The sequence below is a fragment of the Paramesorhizobium leguminum genome, from assembly GCF_003217235.1.
Taxonomy (GTDB): domain Bacteria; phylum Pseudomonadota; class Alphaproteobacteria; order Rhizobiales; family Rhizobiaceae; genus Paramesorhizobium; species Paramesorhizobium leguminum.
Genome location: NZ_QJTF01000011.1, coordinates 90,270 through 105,310, shown reverse-complemented (window position 1 = coordinate 105,310; position 15,041 = coordinate 90,270). Strand labels below are relative to the sequence as shown.

The following is a 15,041-nucleotide window of genomic DNA, read 5'->3' as shown; positions in this document are numbered from 1 at the left end:
GGAATACCCCGTTCTGCCCTCCCTGGGATGCTCGGGAGGGCAGAAACTATTTTACCGCCGCCGAAGAACCGACAGTACTTCCTTGCTTGGATGACCGTCAGGCGAAATACCATTGCGCTGCTGGAAGGCTTCGATGGCCTTGCGCGAGGTTTCGCCGATCTTGCCATCGATATTGCCGTCATAATAGCCCAACGTTTGCAGATGCTGCTGCAGTTCTTCGCGTTCCTTCATGGAAATCGGCGTGAAGGGGCGGTTCCAGTCCTGCACGAGCCCAGGATAGCCGGAGATACGGTCGGCGAGAAGTCCTACACCGAGCGCATATTTATCGGCATTGTTATAGCGCTTGATGACGAAGAAGTTCTTGGTCAAAAGAAAGGCAGGTCCGCCACGGCCATCGGGCGTTTTCAGCGTCGCCTTTTGGGAGCCGCGCGGGAATGGCTTGCCGTTGGCGCGCACGACGCCCAGCGATTGCCATTCGGCCAGTGTCCGCGAGCCCGCGGGTATTTTGCGCCCGGCGGGGAGGACGACCTCGTAGCCCCAGGTCTGGCCCGGCTCCCAGCCATTCTTGTGGAGCAGATTGGCCGCCGTCGCCAGCGCATCGGGGACGGATGTCCAGATATCGCGCTTGCCGTCGGCGTCGATATCGACCGCATAGGCTTGATAGCTGGTCGGGATGAACTGGGTGTGACCCAGCGCACCGGCCCAGGAGCCGGTCAGATGGCCGCGGTCGATATCGCCGGTCTGGAGAATTTTCATCGCGGCGATAAGCTGGGTGCGGGCATATTTGGCGCGAGCCTTGTCGGCATAGGCGAGGGTCGCCAGTGAGCGGATGGCGTCGCGCATGACCTCGTCGCGCTTGAGGATCTCACCGTAATTGCTTTCCATCGACCAGATGGCGAGAAGGATGCCGCGGGGAACGCCGAATCGTTTCTCGATTCGCGCAAGCCATGGGCTCCATTGGCGCGCCTGCGCCTGTCCCACTGAAATCGAATTTTCGTTGACGCGATTGTCGATATAATCCCATACGGGTGCGGTGAATTCCGGCTGGTAACGCGCCTTCTCCAGCACCACCGGATCGTGCGCGGTGACGCCGGCGAATGCGCGGTTAAAGGTCGTGGGGGTGATGCCGCTGCTCAGCGCCACGGGGCGGAAACTGGCAACCCAGCGCTTGAACCCCGCATCGGCAAGCGCGCCTGTTGGCGTGAATATGGATAGCAATGTCGCGGTGACAGCTATGTGCGCGAGCGTTTTCCCGATCCGCCCGATCGAAGCTGGGCGCGTCCCAATCATGCTTTTCTCCTTGAATCCAGGCAGTCCCTTCCTGAAGATCAGAAAAATACGCGTCCCAGGTTAGCAATTGGTTTACCATCGGTTTAGAGTTAGCCAAGGCTGGCCTCAATCGACGTTTTATTTCGATATGCAACGTGACCGGTTATCGTCTTGCATTCGGCTGGCGTTCATCTTTATTCGGCTACTGCAGGATGCAATTTAGTTTTTTGTAGAGTTGGAACGAGGAATGAGTTCGAAGAAAAAGATCCGCAAGGCGATCTTCCCCGTGGCAGGCCTTGGAACCCGCTTTCTGCCGGCCACCAAATCCATCCCGAAAGAGATGCTTCCCGTGGTGGATAAGCCCGTCATCCAATATGTGGTGGATGAGGCGCGCGAGGCGGGGATCGAGCATCTGATTTTCGTCACCGGTCGCAACAAGGCTGTCATCGAGGATTATTTCGACGCTCAGGTCGAGCTTTATTCGACGCTCGCCGAGCGCGGCAAGAATGAAATTCTCGACCACCTCCAGAGCATCCAGCCGCAGCCGGGAACGGCGAGCTTTACCCGTCAGCAGGTGCCGCTTGGGCTTGGCCATGCGGTGTGGTGCGCGCGGGAGCTGGTTGGCGACGAGCCTTTCGCTCTGCTTCTGCCCGACATGGTGATGCAGTCGAAGAAAGGCTGCCTGGCAGAGATGGTGGAACTTTACGAACAGAGCGGCGGCAACGTCATCGCCGTTCAGGAGTGCGACCCCGCGGAAACGCATAAATATGGCATCGTCGGACGCGGCGAGCCTGTCGGCAACGGTTTCCAGGTGACCGGCATGGTGGAAAAGCCCGCCAAGGGCACCGCGCCATCGAACCTCTACATCAACGGGCGCTACATCCTCCAGCCGGAAATCTTCGATATCCTTGCCAGCCAGGAAAAGGGCTCGGGCGGCGAAATCCAGCTGACTGACGGAATGCTGAAGCTCGCCAAGGAACAGCCGTTCTACGGCTATCATTATACGGGGCGCACCTTCGACTGCGGGTCCAAGGAAGGGTTCATCGAGGCCAACGTGGCCTTCGCGCTGTGGCGCAGCGATATCCGCCCGAATGTCGAGCATTCGATCGGGGAGTTGTTGCGGGAGATCAAGGTGGGGAGTTAGGGCAATAAGGTAGTAGGGCAGTAGGGAAGTATGTGGCGATAAAGCATACCGCCCTACTGCCTTATTGCCCCACTGCCTTAACGTTGCATCTTCACCCCGACATACACACTATTCGCCGTATACTCACGGTCGGCCACGTCGCTTTTCATGCGTTCATGGCGCAGGCTGCCGTTGAGGCCGACGAAGCGGTTGAACCAGTAGGTGGCGCCGATTTGAGCGCCCAGGCCGCGGTCGAGGCCCGTGCCGTCGCGGTTGTCGCGGAAGGTCAGGTCCAGCCGCGCATCAAGCGTCAGGTTTGCGCGGATCAGGCGCTTCACGTCGGCGCTGGCGAGATAGAGAATGTCGCCGCTCTCGCCGGGAGCGGTGGCGCCTTCCACTGTTGTTTGCGCCGTCAGCCGCACATCCGTCCCGCGCTCGGGCGACCAGTTCATCGCCGCGTTCACCGACAGGCCGCCGATGTCCTTCAGCCGTTCATCCTCGATGTTCTCGCGCAGATAGCCGACCGAGAATTCACCGTTCAGCTTCTCACCCATATCGACGATGGAGCCGACGCGCAGGCCAAGGCGCGTGGCGTCGCGTTCATATCCGTCACCGTCGCGTTTTTCGTCATAGATGAGCCTGCCCGCCTCGATTTCGGCGAAGGGCTTTATCGCCTCCGAGATTTCATAGCCGCCGCGCAGCGTCAGGCTCACAAAATTGGTGTTTCGGTCCTTCTGGCTGACCTTGCCGCCACCGGGAAGTTCCGCATCGCCATAAATGGAGCGCTCGGCGCGGCCCGTCACGCCGCCGAAGAAAATCCCCATATCGCGTTCTACACCGAGAGAGCCGTTCAGCGTCTGCACGATTGGACGTTTCAGGGCGTCTACAATCCCGGAAGGGTTGGAGGCGCTTTCGCGACGCAGATGATAGCCGGCGCCCGCGTTGAGCACCGTCCCGTCGGTCAAATCCAGCCGTAGGCCGCTTTCGATGTCGATGCGCGGCTCCGATACCTCCTGCCCGGAAATCGTCTTGGCAATGGTGCCCGAGGCATCGAGGGTAGCCTGATGGCGTGACCAGTCCGAGCGGGCACCCAGCCGCAGCGTTGTTTCGGACAGCGTAGCGCTCGATCCGCTGGAACTATTGTCGGCGTTGCTGGTGGCGCGGATGCCCTGTTCGATGGAAGGGCGCAGGATGAATGAGCCCACGCGCAGGCCGACCGGCGCGAAGGGATCCGGCTCGGCACGCGGGCGCGGGCGCGAGTCGATCGGCTGCTCCCGCTGGTTGTCGGGTGCAACGCGGGCGGTGTCATCAGCTTCTTCGCTATCCACCGTGCTCGCGCGGAGGTAGTCCGCAGATGTTGATTGGCCGGTATCGGCGTTGGCAGGGACGACGCGCCGGTTCGGATTTTCGGCCGGAACTGGCGGCGTTTGCAGCCCTTCAGGCGCTATGGGCAAGCCCTGCAGCGTGTCGTCGTTGACGCTGGCCGCATCGACGCCATCATCATTTTCGTCTGGCAGCGCGCCGGCACTCGTTGGCTGATAGGGGCGGGGCGTGGAAGCGTTTTCCGGCAGCGCGCCGCGCAGCGCCGGTTCCTGCGCATGGCTGGGGAGACCCCATGCACCCAAGGCAACGCCCGTCAGAAGCAGCGCGGTCATCCGGCGCTTGCTGGCGATGAGCGAATGGTTGCCAGAGGATGGCACGGCTTGACGCATAATGAGGAATGAAGCCCGGTTGCAATGTGGTTCCCGGACCGTAAATCCACATGGTTAATGCATGGTTTCTTTAACGCTTTGTTGAGGGAGCTTGATGCCTTTCCGCCAACAAAAATTGGACAGATATGCTGCAAAGCGCTAACGCTTGCCTCCATGCAGGACGTCAAAGATAAAAACGTTGAGCGCCAAGCGGCAATTGAGTCCGCCTTGCGCACGATCGGAACCGAAAAGGCAGGCTTGATCGCGCTGGAAGCGGCGCTGCAAAACGGCCTTGCCGGACCATTCGCGCAAGCAGTCGAACGGATCGCGCTGCGCACCGGGCGTCTTATCGTGACGGGAGTGGGCAAGAGCGGCCATATCGGTTCCAAGATCGCCGCCACGTTCGCTTCCACGGGCACTCCAGCCTTTTTCGTGCATTCGGCGGAGGCCAATCATGGCGATCTCGGCATGGTCAGCGGCGATGACATTATCCTCGCCATTTCATGGTCGGGCGAAACGGCGGAGCTGAAAGGCATCGTCAGCTATTCCCGGCGTTTCCGCATTCCGCTGATTGCGCTGACCTCGCGGGAGAATTCCACGCTGGGGCGCGAGGCGGATATCGTGCTGCTTCTGCCCAAGGCGGATGAGGCCTGCCCCCATGGCCTTGCGCCCACCACATCGACGCTCATGCAGCTTGCCGTGGGCGATGCACTCGCCGTTGCGCTGCTCGAAGCGCGCGGCTTTACCCCCGGCGATTTCAGGACGTTCCACCCAGGCGGCTCGCTGGGCGCGAGCCTCACACATGTGCGCGATATCATGCACCGCGGCGACGAACTGCCACTGGTGCCCTCGGGAACATCGATGCCCGAGGCGATGCAGGTTCACTCTCACAAACGCTTTGGCTGCGTCGGTGTGCTGGATGAAGACGGGCGGCTCGTCGGGATCGTCACCGACGGCGATCTGGCGCGCAATCTTCACCGCAATCTCGGCGAGTTGAAGGTCGACGACATCATGACGCGCGGGCCGAAAGTGGTGGCGCCGCAGATGCTGGTCGGCGCGGCGATGAGCCTGCTCAACCAGTACAATATCAGCGTGCTGATGGTCACGGAGGATAACCGCCCGGTGGGGCTGGTGCATTTCCATGATTTGTTGCGGATCGGGGTAGCCTAAGGGGGAGGGCAATAAGGCAGTAGGGCAGTAAGGCAATATGTTTGGCTATTGCCATCGCCTGCCAGCGCAATAATCTTTTCCCTACTGCCCTACTGCCCTACTGCCCTACTGCCCTACTGCCCTACTGCCCTACTGCCCTACTGCCCTACTGCCCTACTGCCCTAACCTCGATCTCCAGCGAAACCGGATCGAAACCGACGATCCGGACTTCCGTTCCGGCGGGAAGGTCGGGGCCTTTGACGCGCCACAGCGTATCGTTGAAGCGGAGGCGTCCGCGGCCGTTGATAATCGGCTCGGTCAGCGTGGCGCGCTGGCCGATGAGCTGATCGCCGCGACGATTGAGCAAGGATTCGTCCGCGTCGTCGCTTGGCGAGCCAAGGAAGTGGCGGCCCATCAGCACGAAGATGACGGACAGGACCAGAAAAACGACAGTCTGGGCTTGCCAGCCGAAGCCAGCCATGTGGGACAAGAGAAACGCCAGCGCGCCGGTCACCAGCGCGGCAAGCCCGAACCAGATGAAAAACATTCCGGGCGCCAGAATTTCCAGAATGAGAAGCGCCAGCCCGAAAACCAGCCAGTTCCAAATGCCAAGACCGGACAGCAAATCGATAATCATGGCGCCCTTCGCTTTTTAACCGCGGCCCGCAGGCGGAACGCTGCGCGGGCGTGAGGGGCCGGGCGATTGCGGCTCCGGCTCCACCGGCGCGCTTCCGCCGAAGACCTCTTTGGCAATCGCGCCGATGCCGCCAAGCGAGCCGATCAGCGCGCTTGCCTCCAGCGGCATCAGCACGATCTTCTGGTTCTTGGCGCTGGCGATATTGCTGAGGGCTTCGGTGTATTTCTGTGCCACGAAATAGTTGAGCGCCTGCACATTGCCGTTGGCGACTGCTTCGGAAACCATCGTCGTCGCCTTGGCTTCCGCTTCCGCAAGCCGCTCGCGGGCTTCCGCCTCGCGCTTGGCCGCCTCCAGCTTGCCTTCGGCTTCCAGAATTTGCGACTGTTTCTGGCCTTCGGCGCGCAAGATCTGTGCGTTACGGTCGCCCTCGGCTTCCAGCACCTGCGCGCGCTTGTCGCGCTCGGCTTTCATCTGACGGGCCATCGAGGCGACGATGTCTTCCGGCGGGTTGATGTCCTTGATCTCCACGCGGATCATCTTGATGCCCCACGGATGGGCGGCTTCATCGACAACGCGCAGCAGGCGCTCGTTGATGGCGTCACGGTTCGACAGCAGCTCATCGAGATCCATGGAGCCCATGACCGTGCGGATGTTGGTGACGGTCAGGTTGAGGATCGCATATTGCAGCTGTGCGACCTGATACGCGGCCTGTGCGGCGTTCAGGACCTGATAGAAGGCCACGCCGTCCACGCCAACGATGGCGTTGTCGCGGGTGATGACCGCCTGCGTCGGCACATCCAGCACCTGCTCCATCATGTTGAGGCGCGCGCCTATGCGATCGAAAAACGGAACGATCAGGCTCAGGCCGGGATTGAGCGTGCGCGTATAGCGGCCAAACCGCTCGACGGTGTAGTTGAAGCCCTGCGGCACGGTCTTGATGCCGGCGAACAGCGTCGCCAGAACCAGTGCGGCCAGAATAAGCAGCGTAATATCGAAACCGGTCATCGGAGCACCTTAAGGGAGTAGGGGAATATGCCGAAAAACCTACTCCCCTATTGCCCTACTCCCTTATTCCCTTTCCTTCAACCCAGCCTTGCAGTTCGCGGCGGACCAGCGTTTCGATCACCGCCATCCCTTCATCGGAATCGTTGAGACAGGGGATGTGGCTGAAATTGACGCCGCCGTGTTCGCGGAAGCTATGGGCTGCCTCGTTGCCGATCTCGTCCAGTGTTTCCAGGCAATCGGAGACGAAGCCGGGATTGAAGACGGCGATGGATTTCACGCCATCCCTGGCAAGCTGCTCGATGGTCTTGTCGGTATAGGGCTGGAGCCATTCTTCCGGACCGAAGCGGGACTGGAAGCAGGTGAGGAGCTTCTTTTCCCCCCAGCCGAGCCGCTCGCGCAACAGGCGCGATGTGGTCATGCAATGGGCGGGGTAGGGGTCGCCGCGTTCGGCATAGCTCTGTGGAATGCCATGATAGGAGGCGATTACAACCTCCGGCTCGAAGTCGAGCTTTGCCAGATGGTTTTCGATGGAGCGGGCGAGGGCTTCGATATAAGCGGGTTCGTCTTCGTACGATGGGACAGTGCGCACGGCGGGCATGAAGCGCGTGTTCATCAGCGCTTCGAAGAACTTGTCGTTTACGGTCGCCGTCGTCGTCGCGGAATATTGCGGATAGAGCGGGAACATGACGATGCGCCGGCAGCCTTGTTCGGTGAGGCGCGTCAGCACGGTTTCGATGGAGGGCTGGCCGTAGCGCATGGCCCAGCCTACGACGACGTTAGGATAATCGGCGAGTGCTTTAGCCAGTCTTTCGCCTTGGGCGCGGGTGAAGGTGCGCAGCGGCGACTCGTTTTTATCGCGGTTCCAGATCCGGTCGTACAGTTTGCCGGATTTTTTCGGGCGCGTATTGAGAACGATGCCATGCAGGATCGGATACCAGATGGCACGCGGCCATTCGATGACGCGCTTGTCGGAGAGAAACTCCTTGAGATAACGGCGCATGGAGGTGTAATCGGTGCCGTCAGGGGTGCCGAGATTGACCAGGAGCACGCCGACCTTCGACATCGTTTCCTTTGTAACCGCTGTCTGCCCCGCTTCGCTCATATCGCTTCTCCTTGGTCCGCGTGCTTATGGTTGCCATACCACCAAAGCGGCCAAGACGTAGAGTCCTCGGGTTAAGATTACAATTGAGCGAAAGCGCGCAGACACCATAGGGTGTCCGCGCGCTTCGTGTTTATTTGGCCGGAACGGTTCTGGCCGGTACGGTTATTGTCCCGCCGATAGGCAGACGGCGGGGATGGTACTTGTTGGCGGCGCGTAGTTTACGCCATTCGGTCGGGTTGCCGTAGAAGCGCGCCGCAAGATCCCAGTAAGTATCACCCGCCTTGATGATATGGACTTCCGCCACGGCAGGCTTGGTCTTTTGGGTCATCTTGACAGGAGCGACTGGCTTGGCCGCCTTTGCCGGTTTGGCTGGAGCCGTGGGCTTGGCTGCCTGCATAGGCTTTACCGGCTTGATAGGCGTCGTCGGCTTGGTCGTTGCAATTGACTTGGCAGGCTGCATAGGCTTTACGGGCTTGGCCGCAGCAGGTTTGGTCGCTTGCATAGGCTTTACCGATTTGGCAGGCGCAACTGCTTTGGTCGCCTGCATAGGCTTTGCGGGCTTGGCTACCTTGGCAGTCTTGGCTACCTCTGCCGTTTTGGCTTTTTCGTCAGGCTTGGCAGGCGCAGCAGGTTTGGCCGCCTGCACAGGCTTTGCCGGTTTGGCTTGTGCAACTGGCTTGGTCGTCTGCATAGGCTTTGCGGGTTTGGCTACCTCCGCAGTTTTGGCTTTTTCGTCAGGCTTGGCAGGCGTAGCAGGTTTGGCCGCTTGCACAGGCTTTGCCGGTTTGGCTTGCGCAACTGGCTTGGTCGCCTGCATAGGCGCAGCAGGCTTGGCTACTTCAGCGGTCTTGGCGGTTTCGGCAGGCTTGACGGGAGCCGCCGGTTTGGCCGCTTGCGCCGGCTCCGCCGGCTTGGCTGTGCCAGTCACTGCGGGATCTAGCGCCTGTGCCTCGGGCGCCTTCGTTACGGCCGGCATGGCGACGGCCTTGATGCGGCCATCGGTATAGGGCTTGTATGGCTGGTTCTTCGCCAGATAATCGATGACGACCTGTTCGAGGCTCGGGCCGTAATCATAGGCATTGATCGCGTTGGTCGCGAAAACCTTGTAGCCGTCGCCGCCGCCACGGGTGAAGTTGTTGGCGACGACGCCATAGGTGGCTGCCGGGTCGAGCGGCTTCCAGGCGTTGCCGCTGCCGACTTCAACGGAATTGATACGCTGACCCGCCGGTTTCGATTTGTCGAAACTGTATTTCAGCCCAGCCACTTGCGGGAAGCGGCCCCCGCCTTCGTCGACCTGGCTGACGCCGTGTTCAAGCGCAGCCTTCACATCCGCGCCTTTTAACTGGAAGGTGGAAAGTGTGTTCTGGAAGGGCAGCACGGTCAGCACTTCGCCCATGGTCACGTCGCCCGCATCGATGGATGCGCGCAAGCCGCCGCCATTCATGATGGCGATGGTGGTGCCCTGACCCTTCACCCGGTCGAGCATGGCATCGGCAACGAGATTGCCCATCGTGCATTCGGCGACCCGGCAGATTTCGCGCGATCCTTCAATCGGACCGACGGAGCTGGCGATGACCTTGTTTTTCAATTCCTCGATAGGCTTGGCCAGTTCCTTGACGCGGGCCAGCACCACCTCGTCTGCCTTGATTGAAGAATCGAGAAGGATCGGGTCGCCCTTGGCCGACAGGGGCTTGCCCGTGTCATCGAAGGTGACGGTGAATTCGCCCAGATACTTGCCGTATGACTTGGCCTGGACGACGGGCACATGATAGCCGCCGGGGTTATCGACGAGCGTTGGGTAAGGACCTTCCGCTTTCGGGTCGCTGTTCGACAAAAAAGTGTGGGAATGACCGCCGACGACGACGTCCACATTGGGGATCTTGGCTATTGCCGCCATGTCGCGCGGATATCCGACATGGGTGAGCGCGATCACCTTGTTGACGCCCTGCTTCGTCACTTCCTCGACAGCGGCGGCAATAGTTGCCACATCCTCCGCAATCGTAACTTTTTGACCGGGTGAAGCGAGTTCCGCCGTATCATTCGCCACGGCGCCGACGATGGCGATCTTCTGCCCGCCGACTTCCTTGATGAGGTAGGGCTTGATCTTGCCGTTCAGTGCCGATTTTATATCGGGCCGCACATTGGCGCTGACAATCGGGAAATCAACCTTGCCGATGAATGCTCCAAGTCCGTCCTCGCCATCGTCGAATTCATGATTGCCGATGGTCATGGCGTCGAATTTCATGAGGTTCATGAACTCGGCTTCTGCAGCGCCCTTATAGGTATTGTAGAAGAGCGATCCCTGGAAATTGTCGCCCGCGTTGAGAGCCAGAACGTTCTTGCCGTCAAGCGCCTTTCTACGGGCATCGATAGCTGCTTTCAGCCGGGCAGCGCCGCCAAAGCACTCGTTCTTCTGTTCCTCCGCGGAGGAGCAGGTGGAGTCATGTTTGTTGATGGATTCGATCCGGCTGTGCCAGTCGTTGTTGTGCAGTATGTTGAGCGTGTAGTCCGCGAGGGCGGCATCGGCCGACATCGCAAGAACCGAAGTACAGAATAATACGCGGATGCAGGATATAGACATTACTACTTGCTCCATTGGACACGCCCGCTAAGAACTCGGCCCCCACCGAGTTTTTAAATGCTTATATTTTGCTGGGCAGGATGCAAGCCAGAAAGTAACTTCTGCAGCTAGTCTTTAAAGAAAAATTAATAATTTGTCAGAACGAGCTTGAAACAGTTTCTCGAAGTCCTTGAGTTTAACCCGAGGACTTCGAATGGCGACAAGACAAGGAGCCTAGCCGGCAGCCTTGCGCGTCAGCGTGAACTGCGATCCGGCGGAGGAGGTGCAGTTGAGCTGGGAAGGCGAAACCACGGCGCAATTGACGCGCGAGGTGGTGCCGCGGACGAGCGAACGCATATCGATGGAGACGAGCTGCGGTGTCTCGTAGCGATAGCTGCCCTCGGCAAGCTTCTCGTTCGTGTCGGTCGTCCGCGTAACGAACACGCCGGAATTGAAGCTGGAGGTGATGCCGTTGGGATCGACCCAATTGCCCTCGATGCCGCCGGTGCCGATGACGGTGGGTGCATTGCCGATGGGGCCGGCGGACTGACAGGCCGCGAGCGTTACGGAAATCAAGGCAAGGGCTGCCGCTGCGCGTAAGCGTTTCATAATCTGGCTCTTCCGTTCAAATTGGGCTTTATCTTCTGATGTACCCAAATCTTGAACAAAACAAGTCCGGTGAGGGGGAGGGGAAAGGGGTGTGGCTTTTTGGGCACAGGTTGGGGCCCTGGCTTCCCTCCCCCCTTGCGGGGAGGGTGGCCCGAAGGGCCGGGTGGGGAGTCCAGTATTGAGCATAGCCGTCGCCATCCCCATCCGCCCGCTCCGCGGGCAGCGCTCCGCTATGGCTTCGCGCGTTCGTCGCTGGAAAAGCCAAATCGTTGGCTTTTCCTCGGCCTACAGCCGATCGCTCCTCACTCCCCGCAGGGGGGAAGGAGGGCGCCTACCCTCATCGCACCAGAATATTCCGGAACTGCCAAGGATCGCTGGTATCCAAATCTTCCTTGAAAAAGCCGGGGCGGCCTTCAAGCGGCGTCCAGTCGGTGTAGTATCCCTTCACCGGCCCGAGATATGGCAGTTGCACTTCGAGGCAGCGGCGGTAGTCCATCTCGTCCGTCTCGACGATGCCGGCGTTCGGGTTCTCCAATGCCCAGACCATGCCCGCCAGCACGGCGGAGCTCACCTGCAGGCCGGTCGCGTTCTGGTATGGCGCGAGGTTGCGGGCTTCCTCCAGCGAAAGCTGCGAGCCGTACCAATAGGCGTTGCGGTCGTGGCCGTAGAGGAGCACGCCAAGCTCATCGATGCCGTCGAGCAGCTCGTTCTCTTCGAGCACATGCTGGACCGGCTGCGGTTTTCCAGCGGCGCCGAACATCTCGTCGAGCGAGAGCATGGCATCGTTCGAGGGGTGATAGGCGTAATGGCAGGTGGGACGGTAGGTGACGTCGTCCTTCTTGTCGCGCACGGTGAAGTAATCGGCAATCGAGATCGCCTCGTTGTGGGTGACGAGGAAGCCATATTGCGGGCCGGGCGTTGGGCACCAGGTGCGCACGCGGGTGTTGGCGCCGGGCTGCTCCAGGAAGATGGCGGCCTTGTTGCCCTTCTTCTGCTCGTGGGCGTTCTTCGGCATCCATTTCTCATGCGTGCCCCAGCCAAGTTCAGCCGGCTGCAGGCCTTCCGAAATGAAACCCTCCACGGACCAGGTGTTCCAGAAGACATTGAGCGGTTTCGGCGTCTTGGCGCGCTGCGTGTCGCGCTCGGCGATGTGGATGCCCTTGACGCCGGCTTTCTTCATGAGCTTCGCCCAGCCCTCGCGATCGTCGGGCGCGGGTTCGGTGAAGTCGAGCTTCAGTTCGGTGGCGAGATCGACAAGCGCCTGCTTGACGAACCAGGAAACCATGCCGGGGTTGGCGCCGCAGCAGGAGACGGCGGTCGTGCCGCCGGGGTTCTTCTTCTTCTCGGTGCGCGCGGTCTCGCGCAGCGCATAATTGGTGCGCGCGGCGTTGTCGGCGGTTTCATCGAAATAGAAGCCAAGCCATGGCTCCACGACGGTATCGATATAAAGCGCGCCCTGCTCGCGGCAGAGCTTCATGAGATCGACGGAAGATGTATCGACCGAGAGGTTGACGCAGAAACCCTGACCACCGCCCGCGTTAAGCAATGGCGCGAGGAGGGATTTGTAATTGTCAGGCGTGACCGCTTCCTGGATGAAGCGGATGCCTTTTTCGTCTGCGATCTTCTTGTTCTCGTCGCTTGGGTCGATGATGACCATGCGCGACTTGTCGAATTTGAAATGGCGTTCGATCAGCGGCAGGGTACCGCGCCCGATCGACCCGAAGCCGATCATAACAACAGGGCCGGTGATTTCGCCGTAAATCGGCCATTTCTTTTCCGCCATTTCCAGTATCTCCAATCTGGGTTCGATGTTTCGTGCAGAATGTTCCTTTTAAGGGGTTCGACTCCGGCTAAATCATAGTTTCCCGTCACAATAAAGTATGACGGGGTATTTCTCCCGGTGTATTTCCGTGCTTTCGTCATCCTCGCCCTTGTGGCGAGGATCTATTGCCTGTGCAATTTTAAAGCTATGCCGGCGCGTCGCTCGATCTTGTGCCGGTGGCGTCGGCAGATCCTCGCCACAAGGGCGAGGATGACGACCGGGAGCGTCACAAGAGCTTTGCCCTGATCAGCCCGCGCAAGGAATTGCCGACGAGGATGTTCTTCGCCTTGCGGAGATCGTCTTCCGTCAGCTCTGCTTCATGGACGATGCCGCCTGAAATCAGTTCCTCGCGCAGGATGCCGGGCAGGAGGCCGCAATCGAGCGCAGGGGTGGCGCAGCAGGTGGCGCCATGATCCGCGAAGACCGATGTGATCGTTCCCTCGCAGACGCGGCCCTCATTGTTGAGCAGGATCACTTCGTCGATATCGTCGCGGGAGAATTCCGCCCGGGCGGCGTCATAGATCTGCCGTCGCGTCGTCTTGTGGTGAAGGAGCGGGTCGTTCTTGTCGAGGCGGGTGCGGGCGATGGCGACGCGCCAGACGGTATCGGACGAAAGCGGGGTGAAGGGTTGCGCAGTCACGCCGATGCTGCCATCGGGATCAAGGGCGAGGCGGACACGAAGGGCCTGATCACCTCGCGCCAGCCCATCGAGCTTGGCGCGGATCGAGGTCTCGTCAAAGGGGAAACCCAATTGGCGGGCTGAAAGTTCCAGCCGCGCCAGATGGCGGTTTATCCGCAGAAAGCCGCAAAGCGGCTCCCATCGCAACGTTTCGATCAGCTCGTAATCGAGGCCATTCCCGTTGCGAACCGGGCTTTCAGAAGACATTCCTCGTACTCCGCCTCCGCGGTGGAATCGAAAACGATACCGCCGCCGATGTTGAAAGTGGCCTGGCCATCAGGATAGAGCGAAACAGTCCTGATGGCGACGTTGAAACGCATCCGGCCCTGCGGCGCAATCCAGCCGATCGCACCGCAATATACCTCGCGCGGCTGATCTTCAAGCTCGGACAGTATTTCCATGGCGCGGATCTTTGGCGCGCCCGTCACCGAGCCGCAGGGGAAGAGGGCCGCGAAAATCTCGCGAAGGGTGAGGCCGCGATTGAGGCGGGCGCGCACTCTGGAGACCATCTGGTGCACGGTCGGGTAGCGCTCGACCTTGAAGAGCTCCGGCACATGGAGGGTTGCGGGGTCGCTGATAAGCGAAATGTCGTTGCGCAGGAGATCGACGATCATGCGGTTTTCCGCCTGGCTTTTCGGATCGTTGATCAGGAAATTCCTGAGCCGGTCGTCCTCTTCCGGCGTTTTCCCGCGCGGTGTGGTGCCCTTCATGGGGTGGGTCTCGATCCAGCCTTCCGCATTCACATCGAAGAACAGTTCCGGCGAGCGCGACAGGATGATGGGGCCGCCGAGGTTGGAGAACGCGCCATAGCGCACGGGCTGACGTGTCGTCAGCACATCGAAGGCGGCCATCGGGTCGCCCGACCAGCGTGCGTGGACGGGGAAGGTCAGGTTGCCCTGGTAGCAATCGCCCTCGCGCAGGTGGCGGTGGAGGCGGGTGAAGCGTTTTTGATAGTGCTCGAAGCTCCAGGTGGCGCGAGGGTGGGTGAGGAAAGGCTCACTTTGAGGTCCTAGCGGAGGCAGCGAGAGGTCAGACGGGCCGTCGAAAACGCCGAAACAGAGAAGCGGCGCGCGGCGGTTTGCGGGGAGGCGAGGTTTGAGCTTGGGCTCCAGCAGATAGCCGGCTTCGTAGGAGAGATAGCCGGCGAGCCATTTTCCCTGATCGTGGGCATTCTGGAGGGCGGCGAAGGCGGGTTCGAAATCGGCGGGGTTTTCTGCGAGGATGATTTCGGATGGCTCGGCGAAGAGGAGTTCGCGCTCAGCCTTGTCGTCGCGGAAGAGGATGTGGGGGGTATTGCGTTGGACGGTGTGGCTTCTGGAGTTACCCCCCTCTGCCCTGCCGGGCATCTCCCCCTCAAGGGGGGAGATTGGCTGAGATGAGCCTCGCCGCTCGTTC

Annotated in this window: 12 protein-coding genes; 2 read left to right on the top strand and 10 right to left on the bottom strand. The window is 60.4% G+C overall.

All coding sequences use genetic code 11. The features are described from left to right. Positions 1–51: 51 nt before the first annotated feature. A complete protein-coding gene (locus tag C7477_RS10960) occupies positions 52–1,290 on the bottom strand; it encodes a lytic murein transglycosylase (RefSeq protein ID WP_110751993.1) in 1,239 nt (412 codons plus the stop codon). 226 nt (positions 1,291–1,516) lie between these two features. On the opposite strand from C7477_RS10960, the gene galU reads away from it, so the two are divergent. Continuing rightward, on the top strand, positions 1,517–2,413 hold the full coding sequence (gene galU / locus C7477_RS10955; protein ID WP_110751991.1) for a UTP--glucose-1-phosphate uridylyltransferase GalU: 897 nt from the start codon (positions 1,517–1,519) through the stop codon (positions 2,411–2,413). 77 nt (positions 2,414–2,490) lie between these two features. Here the strand turns inward: galU and C7477_RS10950 are convergent, their stop codons facing one another. Further along, positions 2,491–4,104: an outer membrane beta-barrel protein gene (locus C7477_RS10950; protein ID WP_110751989.1), complete on the bottom strand. Its 1,614-nt coding sequence runs from the start codon at positions 4,102–4,104 to the stop codon at positions 2,491–2,493. A 153-nt stretch (positions 4,105–4,257) separates the two neighbouring features. Here C7477_RS10950 and C7477_RS10945 point away from each other — a divergent pair, with 153 nt between their 5' ends. Beyond that, complete coding sequence (locus C7477_RS10945) at positions 4,258–5,253, top strand: KpsF/GutQ family sugar-phosphate isomerase (RefSeq protein WP_110751987.1); 996 nt, start codon at positions 4,258–4,260, stop codon at positions 5,251–5,253. 145 nt (positions 5,254–5,398) lie between these two features. Here the strand turns inward: C7477_RS10945 and C7477_RS10940 are convergent, their stop codons facing one another. The 8 genes from C7477_RS10940 to C7477_RS10900 form a co-directional block, all read right to left on the bottom strand. Then, entirely contained in the window at positions 5,399–5,869 is a 471-nt protein-coding gene (locus tag C7477_RS10940) for an NfeD family protein (RefSeq protein WP_110751985.1), read from the bottom strand. Between the two features lie 15 nt (positions 5,870–5,884). Next, positions 5,885–6,874 (bottom strand): SPFH domain-containing protein, encoded by a 990-nt coding sequence (locus C7477_RS10935; RefSeq protein ID WP_110751983.1) that lies wholly within the window; start codon positions 6,872–6,874, stop codon positions 5,885–5,887. A gap of 55 nt (positions 6,875–6,929) precedes the next feature. Continuing rightward, the gene (gene hemH / locus C7477_RS10930) at positions 6,930–7,976 is read right to left on the bottom strand and encodes a ferrochelatase (RefSeq protein ID WP_110751982.1); all 1,047 of its coding nucleotides are present in this window, start codon (positions 7,974–7,976) and stop codon (positions 6,930–6,932) included. Positions 7,977–8,106: 130 nt separating this feature from the next. After that, positions 8,107–10,557 (bottom strand): bifunctional metallophosphatase/5'-nucleotidase, encoded by a 2,451-nt coding sequence (locus C7477_RS10925; protein ID WP_245411808.1) that lies wholly within the window; start codon positions 10,555–10,557, stop codon positions 8,107–8,109. A 213-nt stretch (positions 10,558–10,770) separates the two neighbouring features. Continuing rightward, on the bottom strand, positions 10,771–11,145 hold the full coding sequence (gene omp10 / locus C7477_RS10920) for an outer membrane lipoprotein Omp10 (RefSeq protein ID WP_110751980.1): 375 nt from the start codon (positions 11,143–11,145) through the stop codon (positions 10,771–10,773). 337 nt (positions 11,146–11,482) lie between these two features. Continuing rightward, positions 11,483–12,928, bottom strand: coding sequence for a homospermidine synthase (locus tag C7477_RS10910; protein WP_110751978.1), 1,446 nt, complete (start codon positions 12,926–12,928; stop codon positions 11,483–11,485). A 265-nt stretch (positions 12,929–13,193) separates the two neighbouring features. Next, positions 13,194–13,853: an aminotransferase class IV family protein gene (locus C7477_RS10905; RefSeq protein ID WP_110751976.1), complete on the bottom strand. Its 660-nt coding sequence runs from the start codon at positions 13,851–13,853 to the stop codon at positions 13,194–13,196. After that, a complete protein-coding gene (locus tag C7477_RS10900) occupies positions 13,802–14,992 on the bottom strand; it encodes an aminodeoxychorismate synthase component I (protein ID WP_110752035.1) in 1,191 nt (396 codons plus the stop codon). The genes C7477_RS10905 and C7477_RS10900 overlap by 52 nt, the downstream gene beginning before the upstream one ends. Positions 14,993–15,041 lie beyond the last annotated feature (49 nt).